12 protein-coding genes are annotated in these 15,967 nt (G+C 65.3%); 3 read left to right on the top strand and 9 right to left on the bottom strand.

The genetic code is table 11. From position 1 onward, the window contains the following. Positions 1–31: 31 nt before the first annotated feature. Positions 32–250, bottom strand: coding sequence for a hypothetical protein (locus tag QQL87_RS02815; protein ID WP_284416424.1), 219 nt, complete (start codon positions 248–250; stop codon positions 32–34). Positions 251–826: 576 nt separating this feature from the next. Here QQL87_RS02815 and cysK point away from each other — a divergent pair. Together cysK and QQL87_RS02805 are read left to right on the top strand one after the other, a co-directional pair. Continuing rightward, positions 827–1,795 carry a cysteine synthase A gene (gene cysK / locus QQL87_RS02810; RefSeq protein WP_284415913.1) on the top strand — a complete coding sequence of 323 codons (969 nt, stop codon included), beginning with the start codon at positions 827–829 and terminating at the stop codon, positions 1,793–1,795. Between the two features lie 2 nt (positions 1,796–1,797). Further along, a complete protein-coding gene (locus QQL87_RS02805; RefSeq protein WP_284415914.1) occupies positions 1,798–2,037 on the top strand; it encodes a BrnA antitoxin family protein in 240 nt (79 codons plus the stop codon). 108 nt (positions 2,038–2,145) lie between these two features. Here the strand turns inward: QQL87_RS02805 and QQL87_RS02800 are convergent, their stop codons facing one another. The 3 genes from QQL87_RS02800 to QQL87_RS02790 form a co-directional block, all read right to left on the bottom strand. Further along, the gene (locus QQL87_RS02800; RefSeq protein WP_284415915.1) at positions 2,146–3,564 is read right to left on the bottom strand and encodes a caspase family protein; all 1,419 of its coding nucleotides are present in this window, start codon (positions 3,562–3,564) and stop codon (positions 2,146–2,148) included. A 174-nt stretch (positions 3,565–3,738) separates the two neighbouring features. Further along, the gene (locus QQL87_RS02795) at positions 3,739–5,199 is read right to left on the bottom strand and encodes a caspase family protein (RefSeq protein ID WP_284415916.1); all 1,461 of its coding nucleotides are present in this window, start codon (positions 5,197–5,199) and stop codon (positions 3,739–3,741) included. Between the two features lie 208 nt (positions 5,200–5,407). Beyond that, the gene (locus QQL87_RS02790; protein ID WP_284416425.1) at positions 5,408–6,298 is read right to left on the bottom strand and encodes a DMT family transporter; all 891 of its coding nucleotides are present in this window, start codon (positions 6,296–6,298) and stop codon (positions 5,408–5,410) included. A gap of 197 nt (positions 6,299–6,495) precedes the next feature. Here QQL87_RS02790 and QQL87_RS02785 point away from each other — a divergent pair, with 197 nt between their 5' ends. After that, on the top strand, positions 6,496–6,723 hold the full coding sequence (locus QQL87_RS02785; RefSeq protein WP_284415917.1) for a hypothetical protein: 228 nt from the start codon (positions 6,496–6,498) through the stop codon (positions 6,721–6,723). A gap of 6 nt (positions 6,724–6,729) precedes the next feature. On the opposite strand, the gene QQL87_RS02780 is transcribed toward QQL87_RS02785, so the two are convergent. The 5 genes from QQL87_RS02780 to QQL87_RS02760 all read right to left on the bottom strand — a co-directional run bounded on the left by QQL87_RS02780 (position 6,730) and on the right by QQL87_RS02760 (position 15,417). Next, entirely contained in the window at positions 6,730–7,164 is a 435-nt protein-coding gene (locus tag QQL87_RS02780; protein ID WP_284415918.1) for a hypothetical protein, read from the bottom strand. A gap of 55 nt (positions 7,165–7,219) precedes the next feature. Next, the gene (locus tag QQL87_RS02775) at positions 7,220–7,570 is read right to left on the bottom strand and encodes a hypothetical protein (RefSeq protein WP_284415919.1); all 351 of its coding nucleotides are present in this window, start codon (positions 7,568–7,570) and stop codon (positions 7,220–7,222) included. 281 nt (positions 7,571–7,851) lie between these two features. Then, positions 7,852–8,445 carry a formyltransferase family protein gene (locus tag QQL87_RS02770; protein WP_284415920.1) on the bottom strand — a complete coding sequence of 198 codons (594 nt, stop codon included), beginning with the start codon at positions 8,443–8,445 and terminating at the stop codon, positions 7,852–7,854. 739 nt (positions 8,446–9,184) lie between these two features. Then, positions 9,185–13,414, bottom strand: a complete 4,230-nt coding sequence (locus QQL87_RS02765) for a sulfotransferase (RefSeq protein ID WP_284415921.1) — start codon at positions 13,412–13,414, stop codon at positions 9,185–9,187. A 221-nt stretch (positions 13,415–13,635) separates the two neighbouring features. After that, the gene (locus QQL87_RS02760; RefSeq protein ID WP_284415922.1) at positions 13,636–15,417 is read right to left on the bottom strand and encodes a hypothetical protein; all 1,782 of its coding nucleotides are present in this window, start codon (positions 15,415–15,417) and stop codon (positions 13,636–13,638) included. Between the last annotated feature and the right edge of the window lie 550 nt (positions 15,418–15,967).

The raw sequence follows: 15,967 nt of genomic DNA, 5'->3' as shown, positions 1-15,967 counted from the left end.
GCATCGCGTCGCGGAACGTTTCGTTGGTGGTTCAGTTGCAGACGAAGCGGCTTTTCACCGCGTGCTTGGTGACGAAACCGTAGCCGCAGGTGTCGCAGGTCCAGAGATAGCTGATCGCATTGTCGGCCAGATACGCCGATGCTTCAGCAGCGATCATGGAATCGGCGCAGACCGGGCACGTCGGCAGATCACAGCCGCGGGGCTCCGGGCGGGACGATGCAGCCGACATGAGATCAGCGAGTGCTGACATAGTGACCTCCTGGGCGATCTCTTTGTTGTGGTTTTCTGTTTGAGTGATTGCAACTTCGGGCGTGGCGCGTTTCGAACTGGTCTGGTTTGCGACAGGTACGATTTTCGACACGTCCAAGATTCAACTCGTCCAACTTCCAACAGGTCTGAAGTCCGTCACACAAAGAGTTTGTCTGGTGGTCTCTTCTTATGTGGTCAGTGTTAGCTGGTCTGTTCTACCGGGACGATCCGGTGTGGCACCGACGTCCTGCTTATACCATTCCGAAGATGACATCTTGCTGATGTCTTCTTGCTAATCTTCGCGCGGATGTCCCGGCGATGATGTCGTGCTGATGTGAGGTCGGATCGCAGTCGGCGGCGCGTCGTGAATCTGCACCCGACTGAAGTCTAACATACACCGAGTTCGTTGACCTTGTCGCAACACAAATGCGTTGGTTTTGCGTAATTTAGCGACGACTTGTTGTGCGCCGCGATGATCAGGTGATCGCGTAAACGTGCTTGCGCAGCGCAACAAGCTCGCTGAAGATGGTCAGGACCATTGTCAATGTCGCGCCAAAATGGCGCAAGGAGCGATCTCATGGAGTCGTCAGCTGCGACACAGCGTCCCGGGCGCGGACGCGTATTCGATTCAATTGTCGAAGCATTCGGTAACACGCCGATTGTGCGCTTGCGAAAGCTGCCGGAGCAGCACGGCGTCAATGCGACCATTCTTGCCAAGCTGGAATATTTCAATCCGGCGGCGAGCGTGAAGGATCGCATTGGTGTCGGCATGATCCTGGCGATGGAGCAGGCCGGAGTCATCAAGCCCGATACCGTGCTGATCGAGCCGACCTCCGGCAATACCGGCATCGCGCTCGCCTTCGTATCGGCCGCGCGCGGCTACAAGCTGAAGCTCGTGATGCCGGAATCAATGTCGGTCGAGCGGCGCAAGATGCTCGCTTTCCTCGGCGCCGAGATCGTGCTGACGCCGGCGGCGCAGGGCATGAAGGGCGCGATCGCCACCGCCGAGGAGCTGTTGCGAACCACACCGAATTCGGTGATGCCTCAGCAGTTCAAGAACCTCGCCAATCCGGACATTCATCGCCGCACCACGGCCGAGGAGATCTGGAACGACACCGCGGGCAATATCGACGTGTTCGTCGCCGGCGTCGGCACCGGCGGGACCATCACCGGCGTCGGCCAGGTGCTGAAGTCGCGCAAGCCTGGTATCAAGGTGGTGGCCGTCGAGCCCGAGGAGAGCCCGGTGCTGTCGGGCGGCCAGCACTCGCCGCACAAGATCCAGGGCATCGGCGCCGGCTTCGTGCCTGACATTCTCGACCGGGCGGTGATCGACGAGATCGTCAAGATCAACAGCGCCACCGCGATCGACACGTCGCGCGCGCTGGCGCGCAACGAGGGCATCGCAGGCGGCATCTCCTCCGGCGCGGCGATTGCTGCGGCGATCGAGATCGGCAAGCGGCCCGAGAGCGCCGGCAAGACGATCCTGGCGATCGTGCCGTCGTTCTCCGAGCGCTATCTCTCCACGGCGCTGTTCGAAGGAATCTGATCATGGCCGACCAGCCCCGGCGCCCCCGCACGCTCGCCGATCCCCGCACCGAGGCGGAGGCAGCGTTCAAGAAGGTGACGACCAAGCCGGTGGAGGCGCTGCCGAAGAAGACGGCGGTCCCGGGTGTCCGCGAGCAGGTGACCTTGCGGATCGATCAGGACGTGCTGGAGCACTTCCAGTCCGAAGGGCCCGGCTGGCAGGACCGCATCAATGACGCCCTGCGCAAGGCGGCGGGGCTGTGACTGAAGTGCTCTGACTGGCAAAGGAAGCGGCGGGGCGTGAGTCACCGCCGCTTCAAGGCCTGCGCGCGAGCCGCGTCGCAGCGGCGATTGTCCGGAGACCGCGGATGCTCAGCGGCGGAATGCACCGCCGAGCATTCCGCCCATCATGCCGCCAATGAAGGCGGCACCGGCGTCCGGACCGCCGCGATGATGTCCGCCACCGCCGCCACCCCCGCTGCTGCGCTGTGCCCGGCGGGTCGGACGCTCCTCGTCGGCGCTGGCCGTCGCAGCGGCCGGGACGATCTCGGCCAGCAGGGCCTTGTGCTGCAGCCTGGTGAGATAGCCGCTCGACGGATAGCCGCGCGCCGCCTGCCAGCGCTTGAGCACGGCACGGGTGTCGCCGTCGAACTTGCCGCTCACCCTGGTATCGAAGCCGAGCCCGGTCAGCCGGCGCTGCACGTCGCGGCGCTGGCCCTTGTCGAGACCGATCTGGTCCTCGCTGACTTGCGTGCCCTCTTCGGTGAAGGTCAGGGGATCGACGCCGGTCGTCAGGTTGCGCGTCGTGGTCGACGGGCCATTGTCGAGCGACGCCACCCGGGCCAGCGCCAGCGATCTGAACTGACCGTTCGGATAGTTGGTCAGATAGGCCTTGAGCTCCTCGGCCTTGTTGGAGTCCTTGACCGAGCGCCAGAATTCCAGCTCGACGTCGTTTGCCGGCTGGACCGCGGCAATGGCCGCCGGGGCGGCGCTGGCAGGTGCTCCTGCCGCCGCCGGGTTCAGATAGACAGCGCCGATCAGGTTGGTATGGCCCCAGGGCAGCTGGCCCTTGCCGGTCTCCTCGTTGACCTGGGCGCGGACCTTGGTCATGGCCTGCTGGATCTCGAGGCCTGGCTGGGTGATGTGCGCGATCAGGGCGCGTGTGAACGGGCTGTTGGTGCCGGCCTCACCGTCGAGCGCGGTCTGCCCTGGGCCGGTCGCGAACGCGATCAGAGTGCCCTCGCCGGATTTCATCTCGGCAAGGCCTGTCTGCACCGAGACGCTGCGGGTGGATGCGCTCGACCTGATCTTGGCGGCGAACGGATTGTCGCGGCAGGCGTCGAGGAACACCAGCTTGACCTTGGCATCGCCCAATGTCTGGTCGAGCGTGATGTCGACATTGATGGCGGCGCCGAGCTTGGCGTCCATCTCCGACTTGATGTCGGCATCGATGGGCAGCAGGTAGTTGGTGCCGGAGATCGCGATGCCGTGGCCGGCATAGTAGAACACGGCGACGTCGGCGCCCTGGCTGCGGCGGCCGAACTCGAGCAGCTTCTCGGTCATCTGCTCGCGGGTGAGATTGGTGCCCTCGACGACGTCGAAGCCGACATTGCGCAGCGTGACTGCTATCGCCTTGGCATCGACCGGCGGGTTGGGCAGCTGCGCGACGTTCCTGTAGGCGCCGTTGCCGACCACGAAGGCCACGCGACGGTCGGCCTGCGCGGCGCCGACTGCGAGCACGGACATGACCAACGCCAGCACCGGCGCCGGAATGAGGCTGAGCACCCGCATCTGAAATTCCCCCATCGAGGCATGATCGGCGACGCAAATTCGCCATCATATCTACACTGAAAAGACGTGATCAGCCCAGGTCAAATCAGCAGTTGTGGGAGCCGGGGGGCAGGGGTCCATGCAAAAAGCCCGCGCCGTTGGGCGCGGGCTTTGGCCTGCAAGCATGTGTTGAATTTACCGTCGCAGGGCACCGCCGAGCACGCCGCCCATCATGCCGCCGATGAAGGCGGCGCCGGCGGCATTGCCGGCATTGTCCTGCGGCGGCGGATTGCGGTAGACGGGCGCGCCCTGCGGCGGCGGGTTGCCGGCAGCGACGTTGCCGGCGGGCTTGGCCCGGCGCGGCTTGGCCTCGTCGCCCACTGCGGCGGTCGCGGGCGCCGGCTGCGGCTCGGCAAGAAGGGCCTTGTGCTGCAGCTTGGTCAGGAAGCCGGTCGACGGATAGCCTCTGGCGGCCTGCCAGCGCTTCATCACGCCGCGGGTCTCGTCATCGAACAATCCGGTCATCTTGGTGTCGAAGCCGAGCCCGGTCAGGCGGCGCTGGATGTCGCGGCGCTTGGTCTTGTCGAGGCCGATCTGGTCCTCGCTGACCTGGGTCCCTTCCTCGGTGAAGGTCGCGGGATCGACGCCCTTGGCGACGTTGCGGGTCGCGGTGTTCACGGCGCCGCTCTCGATCGAGGCGATGCGCGCCATCGCCAGCGATTTGAATTGCCCGTTCGGATAGGTCGACAGATAGGCGTTGAGCTCCTCCGGCTTGTTGGAGTCCTTCACCGAGCGCCAGAACTCGAGCTCGGCCTCGGCCGCCGTCGGGCTCGCCGCGGCGGCCACCGGGGTGGTGCCGGCCGTGGCCGCCGTCGCGGCGGGAGCCGCCGCCGGGTTGAGATAGACCGCGCCGATCAGGTTGGTGTGCCCCCACGGCAGCTGGCCCTTGCTGGTCTCCTCATTGACCTGGGCGCGCACCGCAGTCATCGCTTGCTGGATCTCCACGCCGGGCTGGGCGATGTGCGAGATCAGCGCGCGGGTGAACGGGCTGTTGGCGCCGGCATCACCGTCCAATGCCGTCTGGCCGGGACCCGTCGCGAATGCGATCAAGGTGCCTTCGCCCGACTTCATTTCAGCAAGGCCGGTCTGCACCGACACGCTGCGGGTCGGCGAGTTCGACTTGATCTTGGCGGCAAACGGATTGTCGCGGCAGGCATCGAGGAACACCAGCTTGACCTTGGCGTCGCCCATGGTCTGGTCGAGCGTGACGTCGATGTTGATCGCCGAGCCGAGCTTGACGTCTATTTCCGATTTGAGATCGGCGTCGACCGGCAGCAGATAGTTGGTCCCGGCAATCGCGATGCCATGGCCGGCGTAGTAGAACACCGCGATGTCGGCGCCCTGTGCCTTGCGACCGAAGTCGAGCAGCTTTTCGGTCATCTTGTCGCGCGTGAGATTGGTGCCCTCGACGACATCGAATCCGACATTGCGCAAGGTCGCCGCCATGGCCTTGGCATCGACCGGCGGGTTCGGCAATTGCGTCACGGTCTTGTAGGCGCCGTTGCCGACCACGAAGGCGACGCGGCGGTCGGCCTTGGCGGCTTCGGCGGTCAGCACCACGCAAAGCAGCGACAAGGTGATGGTGAGAAAGCGCATCAGAAGATCCCCTAACGATCAAGCGAAGCGATCACTGCAGCATTAGTCGCGGATCAGCCCGAAAAGTCTTGGTCCCAAACAAAAAATCTCGTTTTCGCCACAAAGCAGTTTGCGAGTGTTGCGCGAAGCCAACGCCGAAAACGTGTAGTCCGGCGGTTCCGTGAGATGTATCACAGACGATCAGGCGGGACGCGCTGAGAACCCGGGATCAGCCTTGCGACGATCGATGGACCGGCACCGGCTGAGGCTGCGGTGGACGCAGGTTCAACAGATTGCCCGCCAGAATCAGCACGGCGCCGAGCACCGTGAAGCCGTCAAGACGCTCCGAATATACCAGCCAGCCGACCGTCGCGGTCAGCGGCACCCGCAGGAAGTCCATCGGTATCACGATGGTGGCGTCGGCATAGAGCATCGCCCGCGCCATGCAGAAGTGCGAGAAGGTGCCGCACAAGGCGACGACGACGATCCACCCCCAGGCGGTGGCCGATGGCCACGTCCACAACAGCAGCGTCGGAACGAGCCCGGCCACCGATTGCACTGCCAGCATCCAGAAGATGATCGAGACGGTCGGCTCGGTGCGGGTCAGGAACTTGACCAGCGCGATCGAGATGCCGAAGCCCACGGCGGCCGCGAGGGCGATGAGCTGGCCCGGATTGATCGCGCCAGTGTCAGGACGAACGATCACGACGACGCCGACGAGACCGAGCACGATGGCTGCGAGCTTGAACAGGGTGATGCGCTCGCCAAGGAACGTCGCTGCGAGCAGGGCGGTCCAGATCGGCATCGTGAACTCGATCGCGACGACCTGGCCGATCGGGATCAGCGTCAGCGCGAAGAACCAGCCGAGCTGCGCGCCATAGTGGATCAGGTTGCGGGCGGTGTGCAGCTTCAGCCGCGTGGTGCGGAGCGTGGCCAAGCCGCCGCTGAGCGCGATGACCGGTGACAGCATCACGAGGCCGATCAGGCAGCGCAGCTCCATCAGCTCGAAGACGTTGAGCTCGCGCATGGCCTCGCGCCCGGCCACCGCCATCACCAGCATCAGGCTGAGCCAGCCGGTCATCCAGAGCGCGGCCATCAGTTTCGAAGCGGGGTGATGCATGAGGCCGAAGCGGGAGGCGGGCGAGACGAGGAGGAGCGGCTGTATCACCTCGGGTGCACGGCATTGCAAATGAAATCAACGATGCAGTGCATCAACGCGGCAGCAAATGGCGGCAGAAGCCGGTGAGAAAAGCGTGGAGTGTGACGGCGTTTCGTCCTAAAGCGACCGCCGCGAAAACATCCAAGGGCAGCTTTGACATGACCGACCGTGCCGCCTCAGCCGAGTTCCTGACCGCCTTCGCCACCGGCTGGCCGGAGCGCGAGCCTCATCTGATGGTGCTGTCGCTGACCACCCAGAAGGGCGTGCAGGATTTTGCCCTCACCCGGGAGCAGGCGCTGCTGGTCGCCAAGACCATCAAGCGCACCGCTGCCCAGCTGGCGCCGCCGCCGGCTGCCGGGCCGAACCCCGGCGCCCGGCGCGCCTGAGCGCCATCACCGCGACAGCGAGATGCTCGCTGCGCGGAACTGGCTGTCGGCCCGGATCGACACCGATTGCTTGTTGCCGCGGGTCGCGAGCGCAATGTTGGCGTTGAAGCCGGCGGTGGTCGCGAGCAGCTGGAAGTTGCCCCCGCCGCCGCGCCCCTCCAGCACGCCGCTGACGCCGCGGCTGGTCTCGCTCCAGGTTCCCGAGATGGTCGAACCCTCGGCGACGACGTCGGCCTGCAGGCCGAACTTGTAGGCGTCGCTCGCACAGGTGAGAATCAGGTTCATCCTGGGCCCGGTGACGCCGTAGCTCGCCCGGCAACGGATGCGCTCGGTCGATCCGTCCTCGAGCGCAACGGTACCGCTGCCGCCCCAATTCCCGGCCAGGCCGGTGAAGATGCCCGGATCGGCGCGCGTCGGGGATGCGGAGAGAAGGGCGGACATCAAAACGGCGGCGACCGGAAGCCGCCGCCTGGACCAGCTCGGAAACATTGATCCGTTACAGCCGGGATGCCTGCCAGCGTCCGCTGCACGGGATACCCGCGGATGCTCCGTTCCATTTTCCCGAGCCGGAATTGCCATTGAGCTGACCATTCGCATAGGCGCCATTGATCGAGACCTTCACCAAGCCTTCGCGCCCAATCGAGCCCGTCACGTTGGCGCCGGCCGCCGAAACCTTACCGTCCGCGACGGTCAGGGTCGAGCTAGCCGTCGGCTCACAGCTGCCGCTGCTGGTAACGATCGTGACCTGCCACTGGCCGTCATAGGGCGACTGGGCGAATGCGGGAGCGGCGGCGCCACCCAGCAGGATCGACGCGGCGAAAGCCATTCCAATGCGGTCGAGACGCATGAATCTTGTCCCTCAATGTCGTTGATGAGAGAAGCTTATTTGGAGGAATTGTGACGAAAATTTGCCGCACTGCCAAAACCAAATTTTAGCGAGCAGTTTCAGGCTATTAAGGATTAACGCGAAACGCGCTCTTGAGCCATTCTGGCGGCATTGTGGGCAAACTGCGCCTTCACGCACAACATGAGCAGACGTCCGCCACAGCCTGGCGTTGACTGGCCAGCCGTTCGCTGGGACGGCTGCGGAGCAGCCAGCCGGGTCAGGCTGTAGGCCTGGAATTGCGTTCAGTGCGGCGTGATGCTCGGCGCCTTGGTGGCGAACTGCTCGTCCTGCGGCTTGGCGGGAATCGTGCCGGTCGCCTTGGCCGATTCGACGACGTCGCCGAGCAGCTTGAGGCCGAGCGGCGCCAGCGCGCGCTCCCATAATTCGCGGGCCGTCTCGCCCTTCCTGACGAAGCACCAGTCCTGCGCCGCGATGGCCCCCGCATCCATCCGCTCGGCCAGATGATAGATGGTGCCGCCTGAGACCGGATCGCCTTCCTTGATGGTCCATTCCACGGCGGCGATGCCGCGATGCCGCGGCAGCAGCGAGGGATGGTAGCCGATACCGCCGAGGCGCGCGGCAGCAACCGCCTCCTGGGTGACGCGGGCATGGCTGTGCGCCGTCACGATCAGGTCCGTTCCGGGAGCGATTTCGCTGGCGGGAACGACCTTCGGATCGGCCTGGACCACGACCTCGATCCCGGCGGCACGTGCCGCGGCAGCCAGCCGGTCCTCGGCGTCGTGGACGACCACGCGAGCGATCTCGATGTCTCTCTCGCGCAGCATGTTCAGTGTGGCGACACCGAAATGGCGGGAGCCGACGAGGGTGATACGCATGGTCAGGGATCTTCCATGGTTGGGGCGGGAGGACGTCCGGTCTGCGGTCTCGAGACCGGCACGACATCGGGTCAAATCAAGCCTTGGCGCCCAGGTCAAGCGCCTGCTGTGCTTTCCTCACAATCGCCGCCCGGGCACACCGGACCGGCATGAAGATGCTGAACGGGCAGGGCTTTGCGGTGGGGAGAATGCAGGTCCGTCCCGGACGGCGCGGAGCGCCGCGGCCGCGACGGTCGCAGTCCGGAACGGCTCACCGCGCGCGCCGGGTCAGCCGGCATCAATGATCTCGCCTCGGTCCCGGCCGACCAGTTCGTCGCAGGCAGGCCGCCATGGCATGCGGCGCATCCTGTCCTCCCGTCGCCAGTTGCCATCGCTGTCCAAGCCGCCACGTCTCGACTGAGACGATGAGCCGGCCCTGATCGAACTAATGAGCTGGACTATCAGCTGCGCCGCAGGGCCGAACGATCTTTGGGCAGCAGGCGTGGCTTTATCGGCAGGTATTTGACCGATCTACGAACGCTACTCGCGCCAACCTGGGCGCAGTTTTGCGATACAATTATTGGTTGTGTAATGAGTTGTTCCTCGTGCGTAGTAAAACTGACGCTTTTGGGTATGATGAAGATAATTTCTTAAATGCCCTCGCGCACAATGTGTAAGCCGCTCCGCCGCGCGGCCGGATAGCCGGGTGCCGCGCCTGTCACCGATCCCTGGGCAACAGCACCCGGTTATTTGCCGGCGGTCAGGTCGTCTCCGCCGGCGGCGGAGTCTCGATGCCGAGTGCCTCGCACAACGGCCCAAGATGCTTCTCGTAGCGGCGCCAGCTTCCGATCGAACGGCGGTAGATCGGCTCGCGCACCTGCATCAGGCTCGCGGTCCGCACCATGCGCTCGGTGCGGTGGAAGTCGAGGCAGGCATCCTCCCAGTCGAGGCCGCAATGGGCGAGCACGCGGCGCGAGCTTCCTTCGAGATCGTCGACCAGATCCTCGTAGTGAACATCCATCAGGACGCCGGGCGGCAGCACCTTGTGCCAGTGCTCCATCACGCCCTCGTAGCCCCGGTAGTAGTGGCCGAGCTCGGTCAGGTCGTAGGCGAACGGCTGCGCGCCGGTGAACAGCAGCGAATAGCATGACACGCAATTGTCGAGCGGGTCGCGGCGCGTGTTGATGATCCTGGCCCGCGGGAACGCCGCGTGGATCAGCCCGACGAACAGGAAGTTCAGCGGCATCTTGTCGACGATGCGCTCGGCCTCCGGCGCCAGCACGCGGACGCGGGACGTATAGTCCTGGCCGAGCTTCGTCATCTCCTCCGGCGGCAGCAGCGCGATCAGGTCGGGGAAGGCGGGAACGACCTTCTGCCGGTGGGCGCATTCGCCGACCAGCTCCTTGAAGGTCTCGAGCTCGCCCGCGCCGAACACCTTGGAATGGCTCGCCAGCACCTGCTCCATCAGCGTCGTTCCGGAGCGCGGCATGCCGACGATGAAAATCGGCGCCCAGGAATCGTCGCCATGCCCCGCGACCGAGCGGAAGAACTCGGGCGTGAAGCGGCTGGCGACGTTCTGCATCATGGCGAGCCGCTGCTCCGGATCATAGTCGAAGCTCTTGCGCTTGAGCGTGTTGGCCTTGTGCAGATGCGAGAAAGCGGCGTCGTAGTCCTTGAGATCGGACAGCGCCTTGCCAAACGCGAAATGCGCCGCGATCTGCTTCTCCTCATCGAGCTGGTCGACACGTTCGATCAGCCGCCGCAGGCTGGGCAGCCGGCTGTCCTCCGGCTTGAACTTGGACATGTTCGCGAGGTTGAGATGGATCGGCGCATCGTCCGGCGCCAGCTCCAGCGCCTTCTGGAACGCCGCGGTCGCCTCCTCGAAGCGGCCGAGCGCCTGGTAGGCGACGCCCAGATTGTTGTAGGAGCCGAAGCGCTCCGGCTTGATCTTGATGGCCAGGAGGTTCTGCTCGATCGACTCGTCGAGGCGGTTGAGCTCGAGATAGGCATTGCCGAGATTGCCATAGGCGTCGGCATAATCGGGCCGGCTGGCGATCGCCCGCTTGTAATGCTCGATCGCGCGCTCGCGATGGCCCTGGCGCAACAGGACATTGGCGATGTTGTTGTGGGTCTCGGCGTGCTCCGGGCTGAAGTCGAGGACCTTGAGGTAGCATTTCGCCGCCTCGATGTCCTTGCCGGCCGTATACAGCAGGTTGCCCAGCGCGAAATGCGCGTCGAGGTGCTGTGGCTTGTTCTCGATGGCCCGCCTGAGCAGGGCCATCGCCTCCTCGATCAGACCCTGGTTCTGGCGCACCATGGCGAAGGCGTAGAGGATGCCCGGATGGCTCGGCGCCAGCCCGAGCGCGGTCTCGTAGTACTGGACCGCCGCATCGTAGCGGCCGGCGGAGGCTTCCACGGCGCCGATGCTGCCATGGGCCTCGGCGGACTTGTCGTTCACCGCCACCGCGCGCTGGAAGTAGTCCTTGGCCTCATCGAGCCGGTTGGTGGTGGTCGAGATCATCCCGAGGCCGACGAGGGCGTCGAAATTGGCCGGCTGTCCGGCAAGGATCAGCTTGAAGATCTGCTCGGCATCGCCGATTTCGCCGCGGCTCTGCAGCTTCTTGGCGACGGCCACGACGCCGTCTGCCAGCGTCTGCAGGGACGCAAGCCGCGTGGCGTCGAACGGGCGGGAGTCCGTCGTCGGCGTGACCACCGGCGGGGCGACGTTCACGGGCTGAGGCTGGGCCACGCCGGCGATCGCCTCGGCAATCGTCGGCCGCAGCGCCTCGGTTCCGAGCGCATCGAGCAGCGGCTTCAGCCGGTCGCCATACATGCGCCAGCGGCCGACCGATCCGCTGAACAGCGGCTTGCGGACCTGGACCAGGCTCGCGGTGTTCACCGGGCGCTCGTTCTCATGGAAGGAGAGGCAGGCCTCATCCCAGTCGAGCCCGCAATGCGCGACGATCTTGCGGGCATTCGGCTCGAAGTCGCGCACGACGTCCTCGTAGGACAACTCGAGCATGAGGCCCTGCGGCAGGACCGCACGCCAATGGCTCATCAGCGCCTCGTAGGCCCTGAAGTAGCGGCCCAGTTCGGCGAGGTCGTAGGCAAACGGCTGCGGCTCGGCGAACAACTGGGTATAGCACGACAGGCACGTATCGATGGGATTGCGCCGGACGTGAATGATGCGGGCATTTGGCAGGGCGAGATGGATCAGCCCCGCAAACAGGAAGTTCGACGGCATCTTGTCGGCGATGCGCTTGGTGTCCGCCGGAAGCTCCGTGAAACGCTGCAGATAGGCGCGGGCCAGGGTCCCGAAATCGGCATCGGACAGTTTGGCGAGCATCTCAGGATAGTCGCCGCGGGCGCGATCGGTGAACTGCCCGGCGGCTGCGGCGAAATAGTTGACCTCGCCGGCGCCATGCACGGCAGGATGGCTGGCCAGGACCTGCTCGACCAGGCTGGTGCCGGACCGCGGCATGCCGATGATGAAGACGGGGGCCTGCGACGGATCGCCATGGCCGGCGCGCGCCTGCAGCATCTCCTTGGAGAAGATCGCGCGGATGCGTTCGATCTGGCGCAGCGTCTGGTTCTCGTCGTAGTTGATGCGGCGCCGCTCGAGGCCGTTTCCGGCGTTGAGATGCAGCAGTGACCGTTCGCCATCCTTGATGTCGGCAAAGGCGCGCCCGAGGGTGAAGTGCAGCGCGATCCGCGCGTCCTCGCTGAGCGTCTCGGAGTTCGCCGCCAGCTCCTGCAGCGGCGCCCAGCGCACGTCGTCAACCTTGAACGGCTTGACGACACCGTAGTTCAGATGCACGCCGGCATTGCGCGGATTGATCGCCAGCGCGGACTCATAGGCCCGCGCCGCCTCGTCCAGCCGTCCCAGGATCATCAGCACGCCGGCCAGATGATTCATCGTGGTCGTATCGCGCGGATCATGGACGAGGGCGGTCCGATAGCTCGCGATGGCCTCCTCGAAGCGCTTCATGTTGCGAAGCGTATCGCCGCGGTTGCGGTGGGCGGTCGCGTAGTCGGGGCGCCGGCGCAAGGCCTCGTCGTAGTGCGCCAGGGCCTCGTTCGACCTGCCGCGCGATTGCAGCGCATTGGCAAGATTGTTGTGGGCCTCGGGGAAATCCGGCCGTTCGGCGATGGCGCGTTCGTAGTGGAAGATGGCCGCCGGCCAGCTGTTCATGTCGAGATGAAGATTGGCGAGATTGTAGTGCGCCTCGGCGAGGTGAGGACTCAGCGCGAGGACTTGCTGATAGGTCCGCACGGCCGCATCGAGCTGGCCAATGGCCTGCTGGCAGCCGCCGATGTTCAGCAGCACGACCGGTGCGTTGGGTTGGGTCGTGAGCGCGCGCTGATAATGCGCAATGGCTTCGGCATGCCGTCCGAGCACGCGGCAGGCGTCACCGAGACTCGCCGCAGCCGCCGCGAAGTCCGGCCGCGCCGCGAGTGCGGCCTCGTGATGCGACAGCGCGCGCTCATACTGAGCCAGCCGCTGCAGGGCGAAGCCGAGGGCCTGGTGGGCATCGGCGTCGCCGGGACGGTCGGCGAGCGCCTGCTCGAGGTGTCGCACCGCGCTGGCGGGATCACCAAGGCTGGTGAGCGCGCTGCCGAGCAGAAAGCGCGCCTCGGTCGACGTGCCGTCGAGCGCGACCGCGCGCTGCAGATGCGTGCTCGCCTTGGCGAGATCGCCGAGACCGGCGAAGGTCTTGCCGAGCGACAGGTGCAGTTCCGCGGAGTCGCCGGTCTCCTCAGCGGCCTGGTCCAGCAACGTCCGCGCCTCATGCGCGTCGCCGAGCTGCAGGCGGACCATCGCCAGGCTGCACAGGGTGCGGAAATGCCGGGGCTGCAGCGCCAGCACTTTGCGATAGGCCTCTTCGGCGACACGCAGGGCTCGCTCGTTGATCGCGGCTGTCGGTGGTTGTCCGCCGTCGGCTGGTGCGGGGACGAGGCGAGGGCGGACGGCGACGGCGAGCTCGTTCATGATCACAACTTGCTGAATGTTCGACCGAAACCGTTGTCCGGGCGGATTGAAGCGAAACGGAGGCTAAGCTGGGGCCGAACGGAATCGACCACCTAGAACCCTTCGAGGGCCGTACGCCTCGGCGAGGGGGAAGTGATGTCGCTGTCGTCGTCAAACGCAACAAGGCCGGCACAGACCTGAGGTCTGTGCCGGCCAAGATTGAGATGGCGTTGCTGACGACGTCAGGCCCACATGTGATGCATTGCGTGGTGATGCGACATGTCGGGACCGCTCGACGCCGCGGCCGCCGTGCCAGCCGGCGCCGCTGCCGCCGTGTGGTGGCCGTGGCTGTGATGGTGGTGGTGATGCGTCGTCGTGGTGTTGGTGTTGTTGGTCGTTCCGCCGGTGGCCGGAGTGGTCGGTGCCGGTGTCGTCGTAGTTCCGCCGCCGGTGGTCGGGGCCGGCGTGGTCGGAGCCGGTGTCGTCGGCGTCGGTGTCGTCGGTGCCGGAGTGGTGGTGCTCGCAGGCGTGCCGCCGGTGCCATTGGCGATGTTCGGGTTGGCGCCGGCTGGCGCTCCCGTGCCCATGGCGATGCCGTTGACCGATGTGGCGGTCACGAAGGAGGTTGCCGAACCCACGTAGCTAGCGCCGCCGATGGCCATGTTGTTGCCACCGATGTCACCGGCGTTGCCGATGAAGTTGGCGGCGGCCGCCTGCAGCATGGCGTTGTCGGTGGCAAGCGCGGCACCGGTGTCGCCGTTCAAGATGCCTTGCAACGCCTTCGTGGCCATGGCCGAGTCGGACTGCAGCGCGCCCGCGGCCAGCTCGTTGTCGAAGCGGCCTTGGAAGACCGCGCCTTGCGCGTTGTTGAACTGCACACCAAAGTTCTGATAGTTGGCGATCTGGGTGATGATATCCTGTGTCGCCGCCGCTGTGCCGTTGGCCACCGCGACCAGCTTGTTGCCGAGCGTATTGGCTTCCGCCAGGAACGAGGCCCAGAAGTTGGTCTGCACCTGGTTGTCCTGGAACTTGGTGACCGTCCCGGTCAGACCGCCCGGCATTTCCGAGAAGCCGCCGCCGTGACCCGGCATGCCGGTGCCGCCGGCCGCCTTGTTGAGCACGGCGTCATTCTGGAACACGTCGATCATGTCCAGGATGTTGTCGGCGGTGCCGCGCAGGGCCGTCGGGCTCGCGTTGGCCTCGGCCGCGTCGTACTTGTTCAGCTGCAGTCCGATCTGGCCGAGGATGGTCTGCAGGTGAAGCGTCGTGGTCTGTGCAGCCACCGCCGTCTGACCCGCCTCGAGCGCGGCGAGCTTGGCCGGATCGGCGAGCAGCGCCTGCAGTCCCTGCTGCACGGCGGTGAAGTCCGCGGTGACCTGACCGAGATTGTTGGCGCTGATGCCGCCGAGCGCGAGATCGGCGGCTGCGTTGAACACCTGGCCGATGGCCATGAGGTCGCCGCCGGTTGCGGCGGCGAGATTCGCGGTGCTGTCGTTACCGGCGGGAAGCGACTGGAAGGCGACGTCCTGGGCGCCGGTGTTGGCGAGGAAGGTGAAGTTGGTCAGCGCCGACGACAGATGCGCGTCACCCTGGATCTGCTGCAGGATCATCGCCTGCACGTTGTGGATGGTCTGGTCGGCTTCGGCGAGCGTCGCCGGATTGGCCGTGTTCGGCGCCGCGTTGATCAGCGTCGTGATCTCGCTCGAAACCTGCGTGAGCACCGCGGTGTCGGTCGCGTTCAGCGTGAACGCCTGGCCACCGAGCGTGACCTGACCGGGATTGGCCAGCATCGCCGCGATGTCGTTCTGCACGGCATGCAGATCGGTCGTGTAGCTGGTGAGGAACGGGTTGGAGTTGCCGCTGTTCTGCGGCGTCGAGAACAAACCGGTCGTGATACGCGTGGCGTCGTTGAACACGACACCGGCCTGGACGAGGTCGGTCGAGAGGTTCAGCGCCGACGCGCGGACCAGCAGATTGGACGTGCCATTCGCCAGCGCCGTCGGGTTGAAGGTATTGGCTGCCATTAGATCATCTCCCCAAGTTTCAACCCGGCGTCTGCTGCTTGGCGGTTCGGCAGCACGCGGGCGTTGATCGGGGCTGCGACACCTCGTTCACCCCTCGCAGAGCGGGCGAAATGTCGCAGCCTCAGAGCACTTGGGAATTATTTGCTCCAATGGGGCCAAAAGAAGCGCCGTCGAGTCCCCAAATATGATGTTGTTCGGGCATGCGCTCAGTGTCGCACCCGGGTCACGGCAACGCTTGGAAACATTCTAACTCGTTGATTTCCGTCGTGGCATCCTTGCAACATCGATAATTGAGAGACACATCGAGGCACCGTCCAGACAAGAAGTTGCCCTGATCTTGCGATGGTTCCCCGCACTCTCCTTGGAATGGTTCCAACGAGAGCCGACTCGGTCGAGGGGAATGGATCGTGCATCTCGGCTTGCTGGTCTCCTCGTTGAGGTCCTTGTTTTCTCCTCGCCCGACGAGCGCCTGGAGGCACAAAAGGTCTCGTCCCGGCACTCCCTGAAAGCGACCGACGGGAGCAGCACGGCGGCTGCTCCCGTCGTATCT

Origin of the sequence: Bradyrhizobium sp. SSBR45G (assembly GCF_030159255.1) — a bacterium.
GTDB lineage: Bacteria > Pseudomonadota > Alphaproteobacteria > Rhizobiales > Xanthobacteraceae > Bradyrhizobium.
This window is presented reverse-complemented; position numbering and strand designations above follow the sequence as displayed.

Coding starts and splice junctions, on each gene's coding strand:
- QQL87_RS02815 (WP_284416424.1), bottom strand. CDS start 250: ATGTCAGCACTCGCTGATCTCATGTCGGCTGCATCGTCCCGCCCGGAG.
- cysK (WP_284415913.1), top strand. CDS start 827: ATGGAGTCGTCAGCTGCGACACAGCGTCCCGGGCGCGGACGCGTATTC.
- QQL87_RS02805 (WP_284415914.1), top strand. CDS start 1,798: ATGGCCGACCAGCCCCGGCGCCCCCGCACGCTCGCCGATCCCCGCACC.
- QQL87_RS02800 (WP_284415915.1), bottom strand. CDS start 3,564: ATGCGGGTGCTCAGCCTCATTCCGGCGCCGGTGCTGGCGTTGGTCATG.
- QQL87_RS02795 (WP_284415916.1), bottom strand. CDS start 5,199: ATGCGCTTTCTCACCATCACCTTGTCGCTGCTTTGCGTGGTGCTGACC.
- QQL87_RS02790 (WP_284416425.1), bottom strand. CDS start 6,298: ATGCATCACCCCGCTTCGAAACTGATGGCCGCGCTCTGGATGACCGGC.
- QQL87_RS02785 (WP_284415917.1), top strand. CDS start 6,496: ATGACCGACCGTGCCGCCTCAGCCGAGTTCCTGACCGCCTTCGCCACC.
- QQL87_RS02780 (WP_284415918.1), bottom strand. CDS start 7,164: ATGTCCGCCCTTCTCTCCGCATCCCCGACGCGCGCCGATCCGGGCATC.
- QQL87_RS02775 (WP_284415919.1), bottom strand. CDS start 7,570: ATGCGTCTCGACCGCATTGGAATGGCTTTCGCCGCGTCGATCCTGCTG.
- QQL87_RS02770 (WP_284415920.1), bottom strand. CDS start 8,445: ATGCGTATCACCCTCGTCGGCTCCCGCCATTTCGGTGTCGCCACACTG.
- QQL87_RS02765 (WP_284415921.1), bottom strand. CDS start 13,414: ATGAACGAGCTCGCCGTCGCCGTCCGCCCTCGCCTCGTCCCCGCACCA.
- QQL87_RS02760 (WP_284415922.1), bottom strand. CDS start 15,417: ATGGCAGCCAATACCTTCAACCCGACGGCGCTGGCGAATGGCACGTCC.